Annotated in this window: 13 protein-coding genes and 3 pseudogenes; 10 read left to right on the top strand and 6 right to left on the bottom strand. The window is 63.1% G+C overall.

The features are described from left to right. Positions 1–116: 116 nt before the first annotated feature. Positions 117–656 carry a Rossmann-fold NAD(P)-binding domain-containing protein gene (locus tag BKG60_RS06685; RefSeq protein ID WP_239252202.1) on the top strand — a complete coding sequence of 180 codons (540 nt, stop codon included), beginning with the start codon at positions 117–119 and terminating at the stop codon, positions 654–656. Between the two features lie 56 nt (positions 657–712). Here BKG60_RS06685 and BKG60_RS06690 read toward each other — a convergent pair whose 3' ends face one another. The 4 genes and pseudogenes from BKG60_RS06690 to BKG60_RS31400 all read right to left on the bottom strand — a co-directional run. Next, positions 713–1,558 (bottom strand): LLM class F420-dependent oxidoreductase, encoded by an 846-nt coding sequence (locus BKG60_RS06690; protein WP_070944977.1) that lies wholly within the window; start codon positions 1,556–1,558, stop codon positions 713–715. 92 nt (positions 1,559–1,650) lie between these two features. Continuing rightward, a complete protein-coding gene (locus BKG60_RS06695; RefSeq protein ID WP_165617774.1) occupies positions 1,651–3,009 on the bottom strand; it encodes a lipase family protein in 1,359 nt (452 codons plus the stop codon). A 146-nt stretch (positions 3,010–3,155) separates the two neighbouring features. After that, the gene (locus BKG60_RS06700; RefSeq protein ID WP_070944976.1) at positions 3,156–4,088 is read right to left on the bottom strand and encodes an alpha/beta hydrolase; all 933 of its coding nucleotides are present in this window, start codon (positions 4,086–4,088) and stop codon (positions 3,156–3,158) included. Between the two features lie 26 nt (positions 4,089–4,114). Next, a pseudogene (locus BKG60_RS31400) lies at positions 4,115–4,258 on the bottom strand (DUF3237 family protein); the annotation flags it as partial. Positions 4,259–4,487: 229 nt separating this feature from the next. Between BKG60_RS31400 and BKG60_RS06710 the strand changes: the two are divergent. The 4 genes from BKG60_RS06710 (at position 4,488) to BKG60_RS06725 (ending at position 7,973) form a co-directional block, all read left to right on the top strand. Beyond that, positions 4,488–5,048, top strand: a complete 561-nt coding sequence (locus BKG60_RS06710) for a cupin domain-containing protein (protein WP_064934158.1) — start codon at positions 4,488–4,490, stop codon at positions 5,046–5,048. Positions 5,049–5,098: 50 nt separating this feature from the next. Continuing rightward, complete coding sequence (locus BKG60_RS06715) at positions 5,099–6,604, top strand: CoA-acylating methylmalonate-semialdehyde dehydrogenase (RefSeq protein ID WP_075909416.1); 1,506 nt, start codon at positions 5,099–5,101, stop codon at positions 6,602–6,604. Continuing rightward, complete coding sequence (locus BKG60_RS06720) at positions 6,601–7,026, top strand: VOC family protein (RefSeq protein ID WP_070188603.1); 426 nt, start codon at positions 6,601–6,603, stop codon at positions 7,024–7,026. The genes BKG60_RS06715 and BKG60_RS06720 overlap by 4 nt, the downstream gene beginning before the upstream one ends. 80 nt (positions 7,027–7,106) lie before the next feature. Then, positions 7,107–7,973, top strand: coding sequence for a mycofactocin-coupled SDR family oxidoreductase (locus tag BKG60_RS06725; protein ID WP_075909417.1), 867 nt, complete (start codon positions 7,107–7,109; stop codon positions 7,971–7,973). 50 nt (positions 7,974–8,023) lie between these two features. Here the strand turns inward: BKG60_RS06725 and BKG60_RS06730 are convergent, their stop codons facing one another. Further along, the gene (locus tag BKG60_RS06730; protein ID WP_423226850.1) at positions 8,024–8,734 is read right to left on the bottom strand and encodes a TetR/AcrR family transcriptional regulator; all 711 of its coding nucleotides are present in this window, start codon (positions 8,732–8,734) and stop codon (positions 8,024–8,026) included. Positions 8,735–8,978: 244 nt separating this feature from the next. On the opposite strand from BKG60_RS06730, the gene BKG60_RS06735 reads away from it, so the two are divergent. The 3 genes and pseudogenes from BKG60_RS06735 to BKG60_RS31090 all read left to right on the top strand — a co-directional run. After that, on the top strand, positions 8,979–10,481 hold the full coding sequence (locus tag BKG60_RS06735; RefSeq protein ID WP_070188605.1) for a long-chain-fatty-acid--CoA ligase: 1,503 nt from the start codon (positions 8,979–8,981) through the stop codon (positions 10,479–10,481). 261 nt (positions 10,482–10,742) lie between these two features. Further along, a pseudogene (locus BKG60_RS06740) lies at positions 10,743–11,299 on the top strand (IS607 family transposase). Then, a pseudogene (locus tag BKG60_RS31090) lies at positions 11,278–11,591 on the top strand (hypothetical protein); the annotation flags it as partial. The pseudogenes BKG60_RS06740 and BKG60_RS31090, both read left to right, overlap by 22 nt. Before the next feature lie 30 nt (positions 11,592–11,621). Here the strand turns inward: BKG60_RS31090 and BKG60_RS06755 are convergent. Beyond that, positions 11,622–12,665: an NADP-dependent oxidoreductase gene (locus BKG60_RS06755; protein WP_070188606.1), complete on the bottom strand. Its 1,044-nt coding sequence runs from the start codon at positions 12,663–12,665 to the stop codon at positions 11,622–11,624. 288 nt (positions 12,666–12,953) lie between these two features. On the opposite strand from BKG60_RS06755, the gene BKG60_RS06760 reads away from it, so the two are divergent. Continuing rightward, on the top strand, positions 12,954–13,436 hold the full coding sequence (locus tag BKG60_RS06760) for a nuclear transport factor 2 family protein (protein ID WP_075909418.1): 483 nt from the start codon (positions 12,954–12,956) through the stop codon (positions 13,434–13,436). Then, positions 13,433–13,891 (top strand): DUF3237 domain-containing protein, encoded by a 459-nt coding sequence (locus tag BKG60_RS06765; protein ID WP_070188607.1) that lies wholly within the window; start codon positions 13,433–13,435, stop codon positions 13,889–13,891. The genes BKG60_RS06760 and BKG60_RS06765 overlap by 4 nt, the downstream gene beginning before the upstream one ends. The last annotated feature ends 295 nt before the right edge of the window (positions 13,892–14,186 follow it).

Raw genomic sequence — 14,186 nt, forward strand, 5'->3', positions numbered from 1 at the left:
GCTAGGGGTGCAAAGTCCGGCCGTCAAGGATGCTGAGTACGAGATGAGTTGCAGTACAGAGTGATTCAAGCGCAGATGTCCAGCGGGTCGTCCTTCTCTCGTCGGACTTCGTTGAGTTGGGCAACGCGGAACACAACTCGCTGGCTCGACATCACGCCGACGTCGAAAAAGCCCTTGCTGCTGCGCCGTTCAGCATTACGGTGCTGCGGCCGGGAACATTCGCCACCATGACGCTCGACTGGGGATTCTTCATCCGCGCCGGAGTCCCGGTCGAGCAGCCCTTCTGGGGAGCCTGTCTCGACGTGATCCATCCCGAGGACATCGCCGACGTGGCCGAGTGCGCGCTCACCGACGACGATCTAGAGGGGCTCGTCCTGCCTCTTGGTGGCCCGGAGGTGCTCAGCTTTCATCAACTACGCGACACTCTGGCAAGCCTGCTCGCGCGAGAACTGGACTGGCGCGAGCCCAGCAGAGAACAAGCCGTACAAAATCTTTCGCGACACGCTCCGCTTCCTCTGGTCGACGCCGTTCTCGACTATTGGTCGCAGCTGCCGCGACAGCACGACACGGCGCGGCGATCCGTCGAGCGCATCACCGGAAGGCCCGGACGCACGTTCCGGCAGTGGGCAGACGAGCGGCTCGATGCATTTCGCTGATCGCCGAGGGTGCCGAAGGGTCCGTTCGATCGGTCGGTGATCCGCGCGCTGTGGGATCAGATGAGGCCGAGAGGTCCGGCCAATTCGGTAAGTGAGGGAATCAGTTTGTCAGGTCCGGTCAGGACTTGCACGGATACGTGGGTCGCGCCGGCAGTGAGATGCTCTTTCAGTCTGGCGGCGATGGCATCGGTGCTGCCATACGCGACGAGTGCGTCGATCAGGGCGTTGCTGCCGGGCGCGGCGACGTCGGAGTCGTTGAACCCCAATCGCTTCCAGTTGTTTACATAGTTGGTCCCTTTGAGGTAGGTGGCGAGTGCTTCGCGTCCGATGGCCCGTGCCTGGGCGGCGTCCGTGTTCAGCACCACCTTGTGCTCCGGGGCGATGAGAGCATCCGGTCCGACCGAAGTGCGTGCCTGAGCGGTGTGTTGCGGGGTGGTCAGGTAGGGAAGGGCTCCCACGCTGCGGCGTGCTGCCAGCTTGAGAACCTGCGGTCCGAGCGCGGCGACGACGCGCTGGTCCTTGGGCACGCCGTACTCATCTAATTTGGCCAGATAATCGGTGAGCGCGTCGTAGGGCTTTCTGTACTCGGCGATCAGCTCGGGATGCCCCGCTCCGATACCGAGCAGGAATCGTCCGGGGTGGGCCGCCTCGATGCGGTGAAACGACTCGGCGACCGGACCGGCGGCCGCGGACCAGATGTTGACGATGCCCGTTGCCACCTTCAGCGTCTTGGTCGGCTCAAGGATCGACTCAACCCAGTCGAGTTCGGCCGGTAGCGAGCCGCCTGCCCAGATTGTGCCGTAGCCCAGCGCCTCGATATCCCTCAGGTGTGCCGGGGTCAGTCTTTTCCACTGCTGGAAAAGACCGAATACGCCGAAGGTGCCCAGAGTTGGACTAGTCATGGTTGCCTCGAATATCCTTTCAGGCTTTGGCATTTGTGTTCCCGCCGAGCCGTCACCAGCACCAATCTGACCGTCTCGGGCGGCATGGGTGTTCACTCCAACAGCTGACTGCACGTGGGTGTGGTGGGCACGCCGTTGAAGCGGTCGGCGATCCAGGCGATGCTGCGCTCGCCGTCGACGAAGGCGGTCAGGAGCGAGTTGGTATCCGTCTTGTTGAGGAAAGGTGGTTGCTCGTTGGTCCACAACGTGACGTCGGCTCCGAGCGCACACCAATCTCTCGCGGTTGCCACCACCGACTCGTATGGCGCGAAAGAATCCCATCGGTTGTGCGAAAGGTACACCGGCCCGGTGGGTTTCACATTTCCGATCCGCTGCATCGCCAGGATGGAGCTCAATGGCTCCTCGCGCACCGATTGATAGAGGTCTTTCTTGAACCATGGCTGTAGATGGCGGAACGCATAGTTGATGCCGGTTTGGATCATGCACTGCCGGCTGGTGTTGGCCAACATCTCCGCACCGCGCGGGGTGAGGGAATCCGCAATCGGTTGGGTCATATCGGGATACGCTTCTTGAATCCCTCGCAGCACCCACCCAAGGGATCCGGCGAGCTGGTTTCCGTCAAGAGGCGGCAACATGCTTGGCAGATCGGTCGTGGCGCCGTTGGCATAGGTGCCAACCACGTTGAGTTCGGGTGCGTATGCACCGGCCAGCTCGGCCGCCGCCAAAGCGGCATGTCCGCCGCCCGCCAGCCACCCCCAGAAGGCAACGGGCCCGTGCGGATCCAACGTGGTACCGGGCAGTTTCATCGCTGCCCGCGCGGCATCGTTCAGTGCGCTCCCGCCTGCAACCCGGTTCAGGAACTGTGGCGCCATCTGACCGTGCACCCCCAATCCGACACCGTCGGTGACCACTATCGCGAAGCCACGCGCCAGCAGAGTCGCGATGAATCCTTCCTCGAGGTTGAACATCAGGTCGAAGCCCGTGTCCAACGAGGCATGGATGCCTTGGTTGAACAGGCGGGACGGAGCGCACTGCTCTCCCATTCCGTACGGGGCTGTGGCGTAGGCAAGCAACGGGCGGGGCCCGCTGCCGGGCCACGCGACATCAGGCTCGATATAGGTGCCCGTGACCGCCACGGGATGACCCTGAGCATCGGTGCTGCGATACATGATTCGCGTTCCGGTCCCCACGAAGGAGCCCAGTTGCCCGGAAGGCTCCAGCACCAGTCTGGAAGGCTCGGTTCGGATGAGATCACCCGGTGCGCCCGCGGGCAGGGTATCCGGCGGCGTGTAGAACGCCCAGTACTGTGATTCGTCAGCTCGGGCGACGGGCGTGTTCGCCGAAAACTGCACTGACGCAACAATACACAGGGCGATGATCAACGATCTGGCCCAGCTTCGCGTGCGGCATTTCGGGACATGTGCAGATTCGTCACCCGACAAGGGAATCATCGTTGGTTTCCTTTGGTTGGACAAGTTGGACGGCTGATGTGCGCGTCTGGAGCGAGCACAAAGTCAGCCCAGCTCAACGCGGTAATGGCGTGTGCTGGTGCGTGTTTGAACCAGGGGTGAACGGCCTGACGGGCCGGGGCGGAAAGCTAGCTGAGGAACGCTGCGAGGTCCCTCGCGAATACAGTGATGGCGTGATCGCCGTCGTCGAGTACGCCCGCCAGTAAGGGGAAGCTGTGCGGCATGCCCTCGTACTCGTGGGTTTGAACCTTGACTCCCGCCGCGGCGAGCTTGTCACCGTAGCGGTGCGCGTCGTCGGCAACGGGATCGATCTGAGCGCTGACGATCACTGCAGGCGGGGCGCCCACTAGGTTCTGTGTCAGCAATGGCGAGGCGAGGTTCGAACGACGGTCGTCCAGTTCGGGTACGTACATGTCGTAAGCCCAGTCAAGAGCGGCTCGGGTGAGGAAGGGGCCGTCCTTGTACAGTTCGACCGAGTCGCTGCTCATGGTGGCATCGAGTGCGGGGCACAGCAGACCTTGGACCCTGACCGGAGGGCCATGTTCTCGCGAGCCAAGCGCAACGCTTGCCGCCAGTGCGCCCCCAGAGGAATCGCCTGCAACCGCAAGGGCTTCGGGGTCGATGCCTAGTTCATCGGCGTGCTCACTCACCCAAGTAAACGCATCGCCGGCGTCATGGTGAGCGCAGGGAAACTGGTATTCGGGTGCCAGGCGGTATGCCACGGAAATCACGATGAGTTCGCCCCGCGCGCAGAGTTTCCGGCACAGCCGATCGTGGGTGTCGAGGCTTCCGCGTACGAACGCCCCGCCATGCAGATACACAACGGCCGGCAGTGCCGGTGAGGCTACGGGTGGGCGGTAACGCCGCGCCGCGACCACACCATCGCGGACGGGGATCGTGAAATCATCTACTGTGCAACGATTATCAACGTCGCCCGCCAACGTGATCAACTTCTCCCCGGCCTCCCGGTAAGCCGCGATCGACATCTCCCACGATTGTGCAGCGGGCCGTTCGGATAGGGCGCGCAGTAGCTGCTGGACCTGGGTATGCAGCGCACTCATGCCGCGCCTAGGAAGACTTGGAATTCGGGGGCGGCGGTGCCGCTGATCCGGTTTCCGGTGACCTTGCCTCCGGTGACGGCGAGGACCTGACGCAGCCCGTACGGGCCCGGGCCCACGATTTGCGGTTCGGCGAGCTCTGCGGTGTAGCTGAACTCCGGCTCCAACTTCACTGAAGGACCTCCGTTTTCGAGCGGGACTGCCGTTCGGGCCCGCGGTGGAACCGAGCGTGCACTATGCGTCGGTGATAGTCAACACATTGTTGAGTATTAGCTCGACGACGTTGTTGTCCGAAAGTGGACATTGTGTTGACTACAGTCGACTGTGAGTCTAGTCTCAAACTCGCCAAGGCCGTGACACCGGACACCGGCGCGCGGCACACAACGACGAAAGAGGATTGACATGGCCACGAGATCGGACGTCGACCAGATCCAACCGTCAACTTCACGCGACGGTGAGAGCTACGTCTCCCACCGCGAGGACATCCACTTCAACATGACCGGTGACTTCATGACCGGGGTGGATTTCTGGATTCATGCGACCGGTGAGACCACGAACGGTCAGCTGATCGTCATCGAGACCAACTGGGTGCGTGGTACCGAACCGGTCTGGCACATCCACCACCGCGAAGAAGAGGGCTTCTTCGTGATGGACGGCGAGATCAAGATCCACACCGAAGCCGGTTCGTACAACGCCAAGAAAGGCCAGTTCGTCTGGGGGCGTAAAGATCAGCGGCACACCTATGAGGTGGTCGGCGACGAAGCCCGGATCCTCGTGGTGTTCGTGCCCGGGCCCGACAGCTCGGGTTTCGAGCCCAACGGCGGTATCGACAAGTACTTCTACGAAGCGCGCGATCGTGAGCTCCGGACACCCGAGCAGCTGCAGGCCGAGGTCGAGAACCTGAAGGTCAATTACGGCCTGGAGATGTTCCCCGAAATTCCGCATCCCCGCCAGAACGCGTGAGCGTGGTTTCCGTTTCGGATATTTGGCATTACTGAACCATTGGAGTTGCTGTGACCATCGATGTATCTCTTGACACCGTTCCACATTGGATCGGCGGCGCGGCCGTCTTCTCGGCGGAGGGGCCGCGAGCCGAGATCCATGATCCCGCTACGGGGCGCGTGATCGGGACCGTTGTGCTGGGCGGTACCGATGCCGTCGACGAAGCCGTCGTCAATGCGCGTACTGCGGCGGTGGCCTGGGCCGACACCCCCGGCCCAGCCCGTGCGGCGATACTGCATCGCTTCCGGGTCTTGCTGAACGAGCAGGTGGACGACCTGGCGTCGATCATCACGGCCGAACAGGGCAAGACGCTCGCAGACGCCCGGGGAGAGCTGGCGCGCTCGATCGAAGCTGTCGACGTGTCGCTTTCGGTGGTGCAGCAACTCAAGGGGGAGTACGCCGAGCAGGTTGCCAATGGCGTCGACACGTACTCCTTCCGGCAACCGCTCGGTGTATGCGCCGGCATCACACCGTTCAACTTTCCGGTCATGGTGCCGGTGTCGATGTTCGCGGCCGCGATTGCGTGTGGGAACGCGTTCGTGCTCAAGCCAAGTGAGCAGGTGCCATCGGCATCGGTGCGGTTGGCACAGATCGCGAGCGAAGCAGGGTTGCCCGACGGCGTGCTGAATGTTGTGCACGGCGGTGTGGAGGCAGCCGAGGCACTCATCGACCACCCCGATGTCGCTGCGGTGTCGTTCGTCGGGTCCACCCCTGTCGCACGTGCGATTTACCGGCGCTCGGCCGAGGCCGGCAAGAAAGTGCAGGCTCTTGGGGGTGCCAAGAACCACTTGGTGGTGATGCCCGACGCCGACCTCGATGCCGCAGCCGATGCGCTGGTTTCAGCGGCCTACGGGGCTGCGGGTCAGCGATGCATGGCAGTGACGGTCGCGGTCGCGGTCGGTTCGGCGGCAGATGCATTGGTGGACAAGATTGCCGAGCGCGCCAACGCGTTCAAGGTGGGTCCGGGCGCGGAGTCGGGTAACGACATGGGCCCGTTGATCTCTGAGTGCGCACTCGATCGGGTCCGACGGGCGCTGGAACGCTCCGTCAAGCAGGGTGGCCGACTGGTCGTCGATGGCCGTGATCGGACAGCACCCGGACCCGGCTACTTCATCGGTCCCAGTCTCGTCGACCACGTCGGCGTCGAGAGCGACCTCTACCGCGACGAAGTGTTCGGACCGGTCCTGAGCGTGCTGCGCGTCGAAGATCTCGAGCAGGCCCTGCAGATCGTCAACGACAATCCCTACGGGAACGGCGCCATCATCTTCACCGGCAGCGGCACCGCTGCGCGTCGGTTCAGCCGAGGCGTGTCGGCGGGAAGCGTAGGGATCAATGTGCCTATCCCCGTGCCGATCTCCTGGTTCGGTTTCGGCGGATGGGGGGACTCGCGCTTCGGAGACGACGGCCTCAACTACGACGGCTACCGCTTCTACACGAGGTCCAAAGTAGTCACGCAGCGTTGGACCGAGCCGAGGCCCGGCCTTGCTCCGCACTTCGTCGCGGCAGGCAGTCAATGACCCCGCCACCCGCTGCCGGCCTCCCTCGGCTCGACCACGTCGGCATCCTGGTCCGTGACCTGGACTCGGCACTCGCGCACTGGTCCAATCGGTTTGGGGTGGAGGTGGCTCGTTCGGTCGAGGTTCCGGCCATGAGCCTTCGCGCGGCGTTCCTCAACGTTTCCGGCGCAGAGGTCGAGCTGTACACCCTGCACGACCTGGACGCGCTTGAGATAGCCCTCGACGGAGCACCGGCAAAACTCGACCACCTGGCACTACGGCTGCATCACGCCGACGGCCCCGAACTCGCGGGCTGCGCCATCCGAGGGCCTGGCCGTCCGGAGCCGATCGGAGCACCGATCCTGATGGGAGACGCCACACATGTCTGGACCGAACCTCCCGGAATCGATGTTCTTCTCCAACTGATCAGACCGAGCGAGTGATAACTCGACTTATATCCGTTGCACCACAGGCGGTCTCGTCGAATCGGCCGACCGTAAACCAATCACCACGAGGAGTAAACATGGGACGCATGGATGGAAAGGTCGCCCTGGTCACCGGAGCGGCCCGAGGCCAGGGGCGGGCGCACGCCATCCGCCTCGCACAGGAAGGCGCGGACATCCTCGCCTTCGACTGCCCGGCAAACGGAGGGGTTCCCTATCCCGTAGGCACGGCAGCCGACCTCGACATCACGGTCAAGGAAGTCGAGGCGCTGGGCCGGCGAATCATCGCGCACCAAGGCGACGTTCGTGAGCAGGCTCCGCTGGACAAGTTGGTCGCCGAAGGCGTGAAGGCCTTCGGCGGACTCGATGTCGCAGTGGCCAACGCCGGCATCTGGACTGTGCATCCGTTCGCAGACATTCCCGAGGACGAGTTCCTGGATGTTCTCAACGTCAACATAGTGGGGCCTTGGCGCACGCTGAAGGCCGTAACTCCCGCCATGAAGACGCGCGGAGGTGGCTCGGTGATCATCACCTCGTCCGGCAACGGCGTCGAGGGATCCCCCCACTACGTCCACTACGTGGCATCGAAGCATGGCGTACTCGGCCTGGCGAAGAGCGCGGCACTCGAGTTCGGCCAGTACGGCATCCGGGTCAACTCACTTCTTCCCGGGCCTACCGATACGCCCGCCCTGGACTGGCAAGGGGGCTACGACCTCTGCGCAGGCAAGGGACCTGGCCAGGGTGTCAAAGAAGACTTGCAGGGCGCGAGGTACTGGGCAGTTCTGCGGGATGTCGGCCTGCTGCCGCCGCAGGCCATGAGCGAGGCAGTGCTGTGGCTGGCCTCCGACGAATCACGATGGACGACGGGCCTGGAGATGCTGGTCGAAGGCGGCCACATGCTCATGCCAGGGCTGAACATGACGAAAATGGCCTTGGACAACCAGTAACGATCCGAGCGGCCGTAGCGGTCAAGCGGAGCCCTCCTCGAAGTCGTCGATCACGTCTTCGAGGAGGGCTTGCGGCGCTTACCTGGCTTCTCGCGCGACTTCCACTCAAGGCCGTAGACCGTCCGCAGCCAGATCGTCGTCACCGTTTCGGCCATGTCCTCCAACGGGATTGCGTTGTCGCTGCGCAGACTCATCAACGCGAGGTTGCGTTCACCCATCCACATCAACGCAGCAGCCAGCGACCTGGCCGGCGGGCCGGCGATCGCCACGCCGGTCTCTCGGTCGCGCTCGATGCCCGCCGCCGCAGCGTCGATGAACCGGCCGAGGATCGAGTCCCACTGGGACTGTAAGTCTGGCTCGGCCGCTGCAGCGTCGGCCACTTCACGAAGAACGTGACCGTGCTGTTCCCACACCTGAATAACTTCGTTGACCGCATGCTCGATGGCAGCCTCCGGCGGCATACCGGCTGGGCGTTCAAAAATCAGCTGCGATGCTTGGAACACGTCGGAGGTGACCCGCGAGAGCAGCGCCGACAACAGCTGCCACTTGGACTCGAAATAGAAGTAGAACGACGACCGCGACAGCCCGGCGCGCTTGGTGAGATCGTCGATGGAAATGTTGCGCAGCGGCACTGTGCGCAACATGTCGTAAGCACCTTCGAGGATGGCTTGCTCGCGTCTGTCACCTTTGATGTTTCGTCGGCCCACCCGCGTTTCTGTGGTGCTCAGGTTGAAAGATGAAGTGGACGCCATGCGAAACATGATAGGTCAGGCCAACTGCGAAACAGGTGCACCAAAGGCCGAAGTACCGGTAATTATCGACATTGTGTTGAGTATCACCAACGATTAGTGCATACTATGAGCGTTGCATCGGCCTCGCCTTCAACGTTGGCGCCGGCGCCGGCCGTCGACTCAGATTCGGCCGCTTCCGCCCGCGCTCAAACGGGATTCGCACGCCTGGCCGCGGAATGAAAATGCGAGCTCTCTTTCGAAGTAGGAGTCAACCGTGTCCAACCTCGCTGGCAATCTGGTCGCGACTGCGCACGAATACGGGGACCGGCCGGCCGTGAAGCTCGACGAATACGTGCTGTCGTACCGGCAGCTTTATGACCAGGCTTCGGCTGTGGCTGGAGATCTGCGGGCCCAAGGTGTGCTCCCCGGCGACCGGGTGGGCCTGGTGCTCCCCAACGTCCCGGCCTACCCCGTGCTGTTCTACGGCATCCTTCTGGCGGGCGCTGTCGCAGTTCCCATGAATCCGCTGCTCGGTGCACGTGAGGTCGAGTACTACCTCACCGACTCGGGTATGACGATGGTGTACGGGTTGGAAGGCAACGATACCGTCGTGCCGGCCGCAGCGGTGAAAGTCGGAATTCGCTCGGTATTGGTGCCCCCTACGGGGCCAATCAACCTGTCCGGCAGCATAATCCGTGAAGCAGCCGAGCGGGCCGACAACGATACTGCGGTGATCCTCTACACCTCGGGAACCACCGGCAAGCCCAAGGGAGCAGAACTCACCCACCGGAACATGTCCTCCAACGCCGCGACGACAGTGGACACATTGATCAACGTGGGCCCCGAAGACGTGATCCTTGGATGCTTGCCGCTGTTCCATGTCTTCGGCCTCACCTGCGGCCTCAATGCAGCAGTCAAATCCGGTGCCCTCCTGACGCTCGTTCCGCGCTTCGAGGCTGCCAAGGCATTGGCGGTCCTGGCCCGCGATCGAGTGACGGTTCTCGAAGGCGTGCCCACCATGTACGCCGCGATGCTGCATTCTCCCGATGCGGATAACACCGACATGTCCTCGCTCCGCACGTGTATCACCGGCGGTGCACCCATGCCTGTCGAGATTCTCAAAGCGTTTGAGCACAAGTTCGACTGCGAAATCTACGAAGGGTACGGGCTCTCAGAGACGGCGCCTATTGCCTGCTTCAACCAGCCAGGCCATCAGCGCAGGCCCGGCACGATCGGGATACCTGTGCGGGGCTGCGCGCTGCGCATCGTCGGCGACGATGGCGAGGACATAGCGGATGGCGTACCTGGCGAGATCGCCATCCAGGGCGAGAATCTGATGAAGGGATACTGGAACCGACCTGAGGCAACGGCCGAAGCCATCCCCGATGGGTGGTTTCGCACCGGGGACATCGCCATTCGCGACGGCGACGGCTACTACACCATCGTCGACCGGAAGAAAGATCTGATCATCCGGGGCGGGTACAACGTGTACCCACGCGAAGTCGAGGAAGTGCTCTACGAACATCCTGCTGTCGCCGAAGCGGCGGTGATCGGCATCAAACACGCAGTCCTGGGGGAGGAGATCGGCGCGGCCGTTGCCCTCAAGTCCGGGGTGCGCGCAGAAGTCGGTGAATTGAAGACGTTCGTCCGAGATCGCCTCGCCGCGTACAAATACCCTCGCGAGATCTGGTTCGTCGACTCCGTACCCAAGGGCCCGACCGGCAAGATCCTCCGACGCGAAGTGCAGCCGCCCAATCCACGGGGATCGGCTGACTAGTACGCCATTTCGAGCTCGTCCGTTGCAGCGGCGATTCGGTCGGCCGAACCCGGCGGCGGTGTCTGGCAGGGTCTGTTGCGACACGAGAACGCACGCCGCGCGAACGCGACCATTCTTGACCGCTTTCCGTTGCCACACAGCCCAACCGGTGCTTTGCCACCGGTTGGGCTGCGCACTGTTCCCCTGACGGGTTAGGGGGTTGTCAGCTGTTGCATGGTGAGTGGTCGGTAGTTGTCGGTGGCGTGCTGTAGGAACAGAAGCGTGAATCTGGTGGTGTGGGCTGAGCGCAATAGTGTTGCGTGGGTTACTACGTGTCGCTGGTTCCGCGCCGGGCTGTTGCCTGTCCCGGCCCAGCGGGTGGGCCGACTGATCCTTGTCGACGACTCATCTGCTGGGCCGACGGCCCGGCCTGTGCTGACGGCTGTGTATGACGGGTGTCGTCAGCTGATCAGAAGTTGGACCTGGACCGGCAGGTTGCTCGGGGGACCGTGTGGGCAGCCGCGCAGCAGATCCCGGTGGACAAGGTCGTTGTTGAGGTCGGTTCCGCGTTGAACGGGCGCCGCCGCACATTTCTTGGGTTGCTTCGCGATCGGTTAGTGCCGAGGATCGCGGTGGAACACCGGGATCGGTTCTGCCGGTTCGGCTCTGAATATGTGGAAGCCGCCCGTGCCGCCCAGGGCCATGAGCTGATCGTGGTCGATTCGGCCGGGGTCGACGACGACCTGGTGGGTGATATGACCGAGATTCTCACCAGTATGTGTGCCCGGTTGTACGGCAAACGTGCTGCGGCTAGCTGTACCTGGACAGGACGTTGGTAATGCCGCGGTCAACCTCGCACGCTACGAGGAACCACCATCTGCACGTCCTGACGACACGTTTGGTCAAAGCTCACGGTCGGATCGTTGTCGAAGGCCTGGACGCGGCCGGGTTGCTGCGGCAGAAGGGACAGTGCCGTCAGCGTCGGCGACCGTGGCCAATCTAGCGTCGTCGGCCCCAGTTGGGGCCGCCGTCAAGCGTGGAACCGACCGTAAGACCCGGCCTGGCCGGGCTGGTGGCCGTGAAGCGCGGAAGGGACGCAGCCACAAGGCTGCCGAACAACCCCGAGATGGGGGTGCAAGTCGCGTGACCACTAAAGATCACTCACTTGCAACGGAGCGGTGCGACCTGGACGACTGTCTTTCCGCGCGCGCCGCCGGACAGTGCCTGATTGAGGGTTTCCCGAGCACTTTCCAGACCTTCGACGACGGTTTCGTCGTACATGACCGAGCCCTCGCCCAGCGCCCCGGCGAGTTTGCCGATGATCTCGGTGTAGCGCTCTATGTGGTCGGTGACGATGAAGCCCCGCAGGGTGGCTCGCTGCATGAGCAACTGGTTTGCGTTGCGCAGGCCCCGTTGACCTCCGTCGTCGTTGTAGGTGTCGTACTCCGAAATCAGACCACACAGCGCCACCCGTGCCCCGATGTTCAACCGGCCCAGGACGTGATCCATGATCGGGCCGCCCACGTTCTCGAAGTCGACGTCAATGCCGTCGGGGGTCGCCTGGTCGAGTTGCTCGCGCCAGTCGTCCGAGCGCCGGTCTACACATGCGTCGAATCCCAGTTCCTCCACCAGGTGCCGGCACTTCTCGGCTCCGCCGGCGATGCCGACCACGCGGGCGCCGCGCTGCTTGGCCAGCTGACCGGCGATCGAACCGACGGCGCCCCCTGCGGCGGAAACGACAACCGTCTCGCCGGGTTGCGGATCGCCCAGCTCGATACCGATGAACGCGGAAATTCCGGTGTGACCAAGCACGCCCAGGAATGCCGACAGCGGTGCCGGTAGTGGGTCGGGCAGCACTGTGAACGGAAACTCCAGAACGGAATCGTCAGCGACGCAATATTCTTGCCAGCCGGTGAAGCCGAGCACGAATGCGCCGACCGGCAGATCGTCTCTCCGGCTTTCGATCACCTGTCCGACACCGAGGCCTCGCATCACCGCGCCCAACTCAACCGGCGGGATGTAGGAACGCAACTGGCTCATCCAGACACGGTTCGTGGGGTCGAGGGAGAGGTACAGCGTGCGAATCAATGCCTGCCCCTCCCCAATGTCGGGGATGGGCTCCTCGACCCACTCGAGATCTTGTTCGGTGACCTGGCCTTGCGGCCGCCTCTGCAGACGAAACAGCCGGTTGGTGGGTGTTTTCATGGCGAATCCTCGTTGTCGGCGGTGACTGGAATGGTGGTCGTCAGGGCGCGCGGCATCGCATCGGCAGGGATGACGGCAAGACCCTTTACTGACTGTAAACGCATAGTCGGTATTAATCAACGCCATGTCGAGTAGTTATGTGGCATCCGCATCGATGAGCGTCAGTCACGTTCGGGGCCAACGGATACGGGTATATCGACACACTGTTGACTATTGACGACGTTTGGTGCACTCTCAGTTTTGACATCCGACTGTGACGGCAGTCGACCGAGAGATGGAGGCGGGCGCATGAGCGTACAAACGGACAACCGCGCGACGGTTGAGCGATTCTGGGAGGCCCTCGATGACGGTCCGCCTCGCGGTGAGGCGCTGGAGGTGTGGAAGGGGAACTTTGCCGAAGACGGCGTCTGGGAGATGCCGTTCGCACCCGAGCCGCTCGCCGATACCGTTCCCGGCAAACACCTGATCGGTCATTTCATCGACTGGTTCTTCGCCTCGGTGCCCGACCTCCGGATCGATTCGCTTGTCGTGCACGACACGACCGACCCGGAACTCTTCATTCTGGAACTGCACGGAAAGGCGACGGTCACGCAGACCGGTAAGATCTACGCCAACACCTATTGCACACATATGCGCATCCGGGACGGCAAGGTTGTGCTGATCCGCGAGTACTTCAATCCCAATGTGGTCCTCAAGGCATTTGGACGCGACGTGATCGCCGAGGGCATGTCTGCTGTGATGGCAGCCGCCGGAGTGGGGGCTGCACAGTGAAGTTGGAGCCGGAGTTCAGCTACACCGCAGAGCTCGCCGAACCGCAAATCGTGGGCCCGGGCCCGTACGGCCTGCGTCAGGTCCTCGCCGTCACCGGAGGCAAGGTCACCGGAAACCGGATCAGCGGCACCGCCGCCCCCGGCGGCGGAGACTGGCTACTGGCCGGCGACGACGGCTACGGCCGGCTCGACGTACGGGCCCAGTTCTACACCGACGACGGCGCGGTGATCTACATGAGCTACCAGGGCCTGGTCGAGGTCAACGAAGCAGCCGCAGGCGCCCTCGGGGGTGTCGGCAGTGGCACCGACTTCGGCGACCACTACTTCGTCACCACCCCACGCCTGGAATGCGGAGACCCCAAATACGCCTGGGTCAACCAGACCATCTTCGTCGGACAAGGACGCATCCAACCCGGACCCGTCGTCGAATTCCAGGTCTTCCGAGTCACGCTGTAACAGGCCGGGTTTCATCAACGCGGTAACGGTGGGGGCCTGCTTCTGCCACCGTTGTTGCCGGGGCTGGAATCCAATCAGCGGATGCCTACGCTGATGCGTGCGCGCCGACCGGGCGCATCGACCGCGTCCGGTTCGGCGCTGCGCCCGGACTCGCCGGGTGCGGACCGAGCGCACGATCAACGCTGACACCGTCGTAGAACCTGGCGGCGTGCCCTAAGCCGTCGCGTTTCCAAATCGATTGGACTGCAGTGATTACAACGTTGCCCCACGAGCTGCGGCGGACGGCTGTCTGTCT

This window comes from Mycobacterium syngnathidarum (genome assembly GCF_001942625.1).
In the GTDB taxonomy this organism is placed as follows: Bacteria; Actinomycetota; Actinomycetes; order Mycobacteriales; family Mycobacteriaceae; genus Mycobacterium; species Mycobacterium syngnathidarum.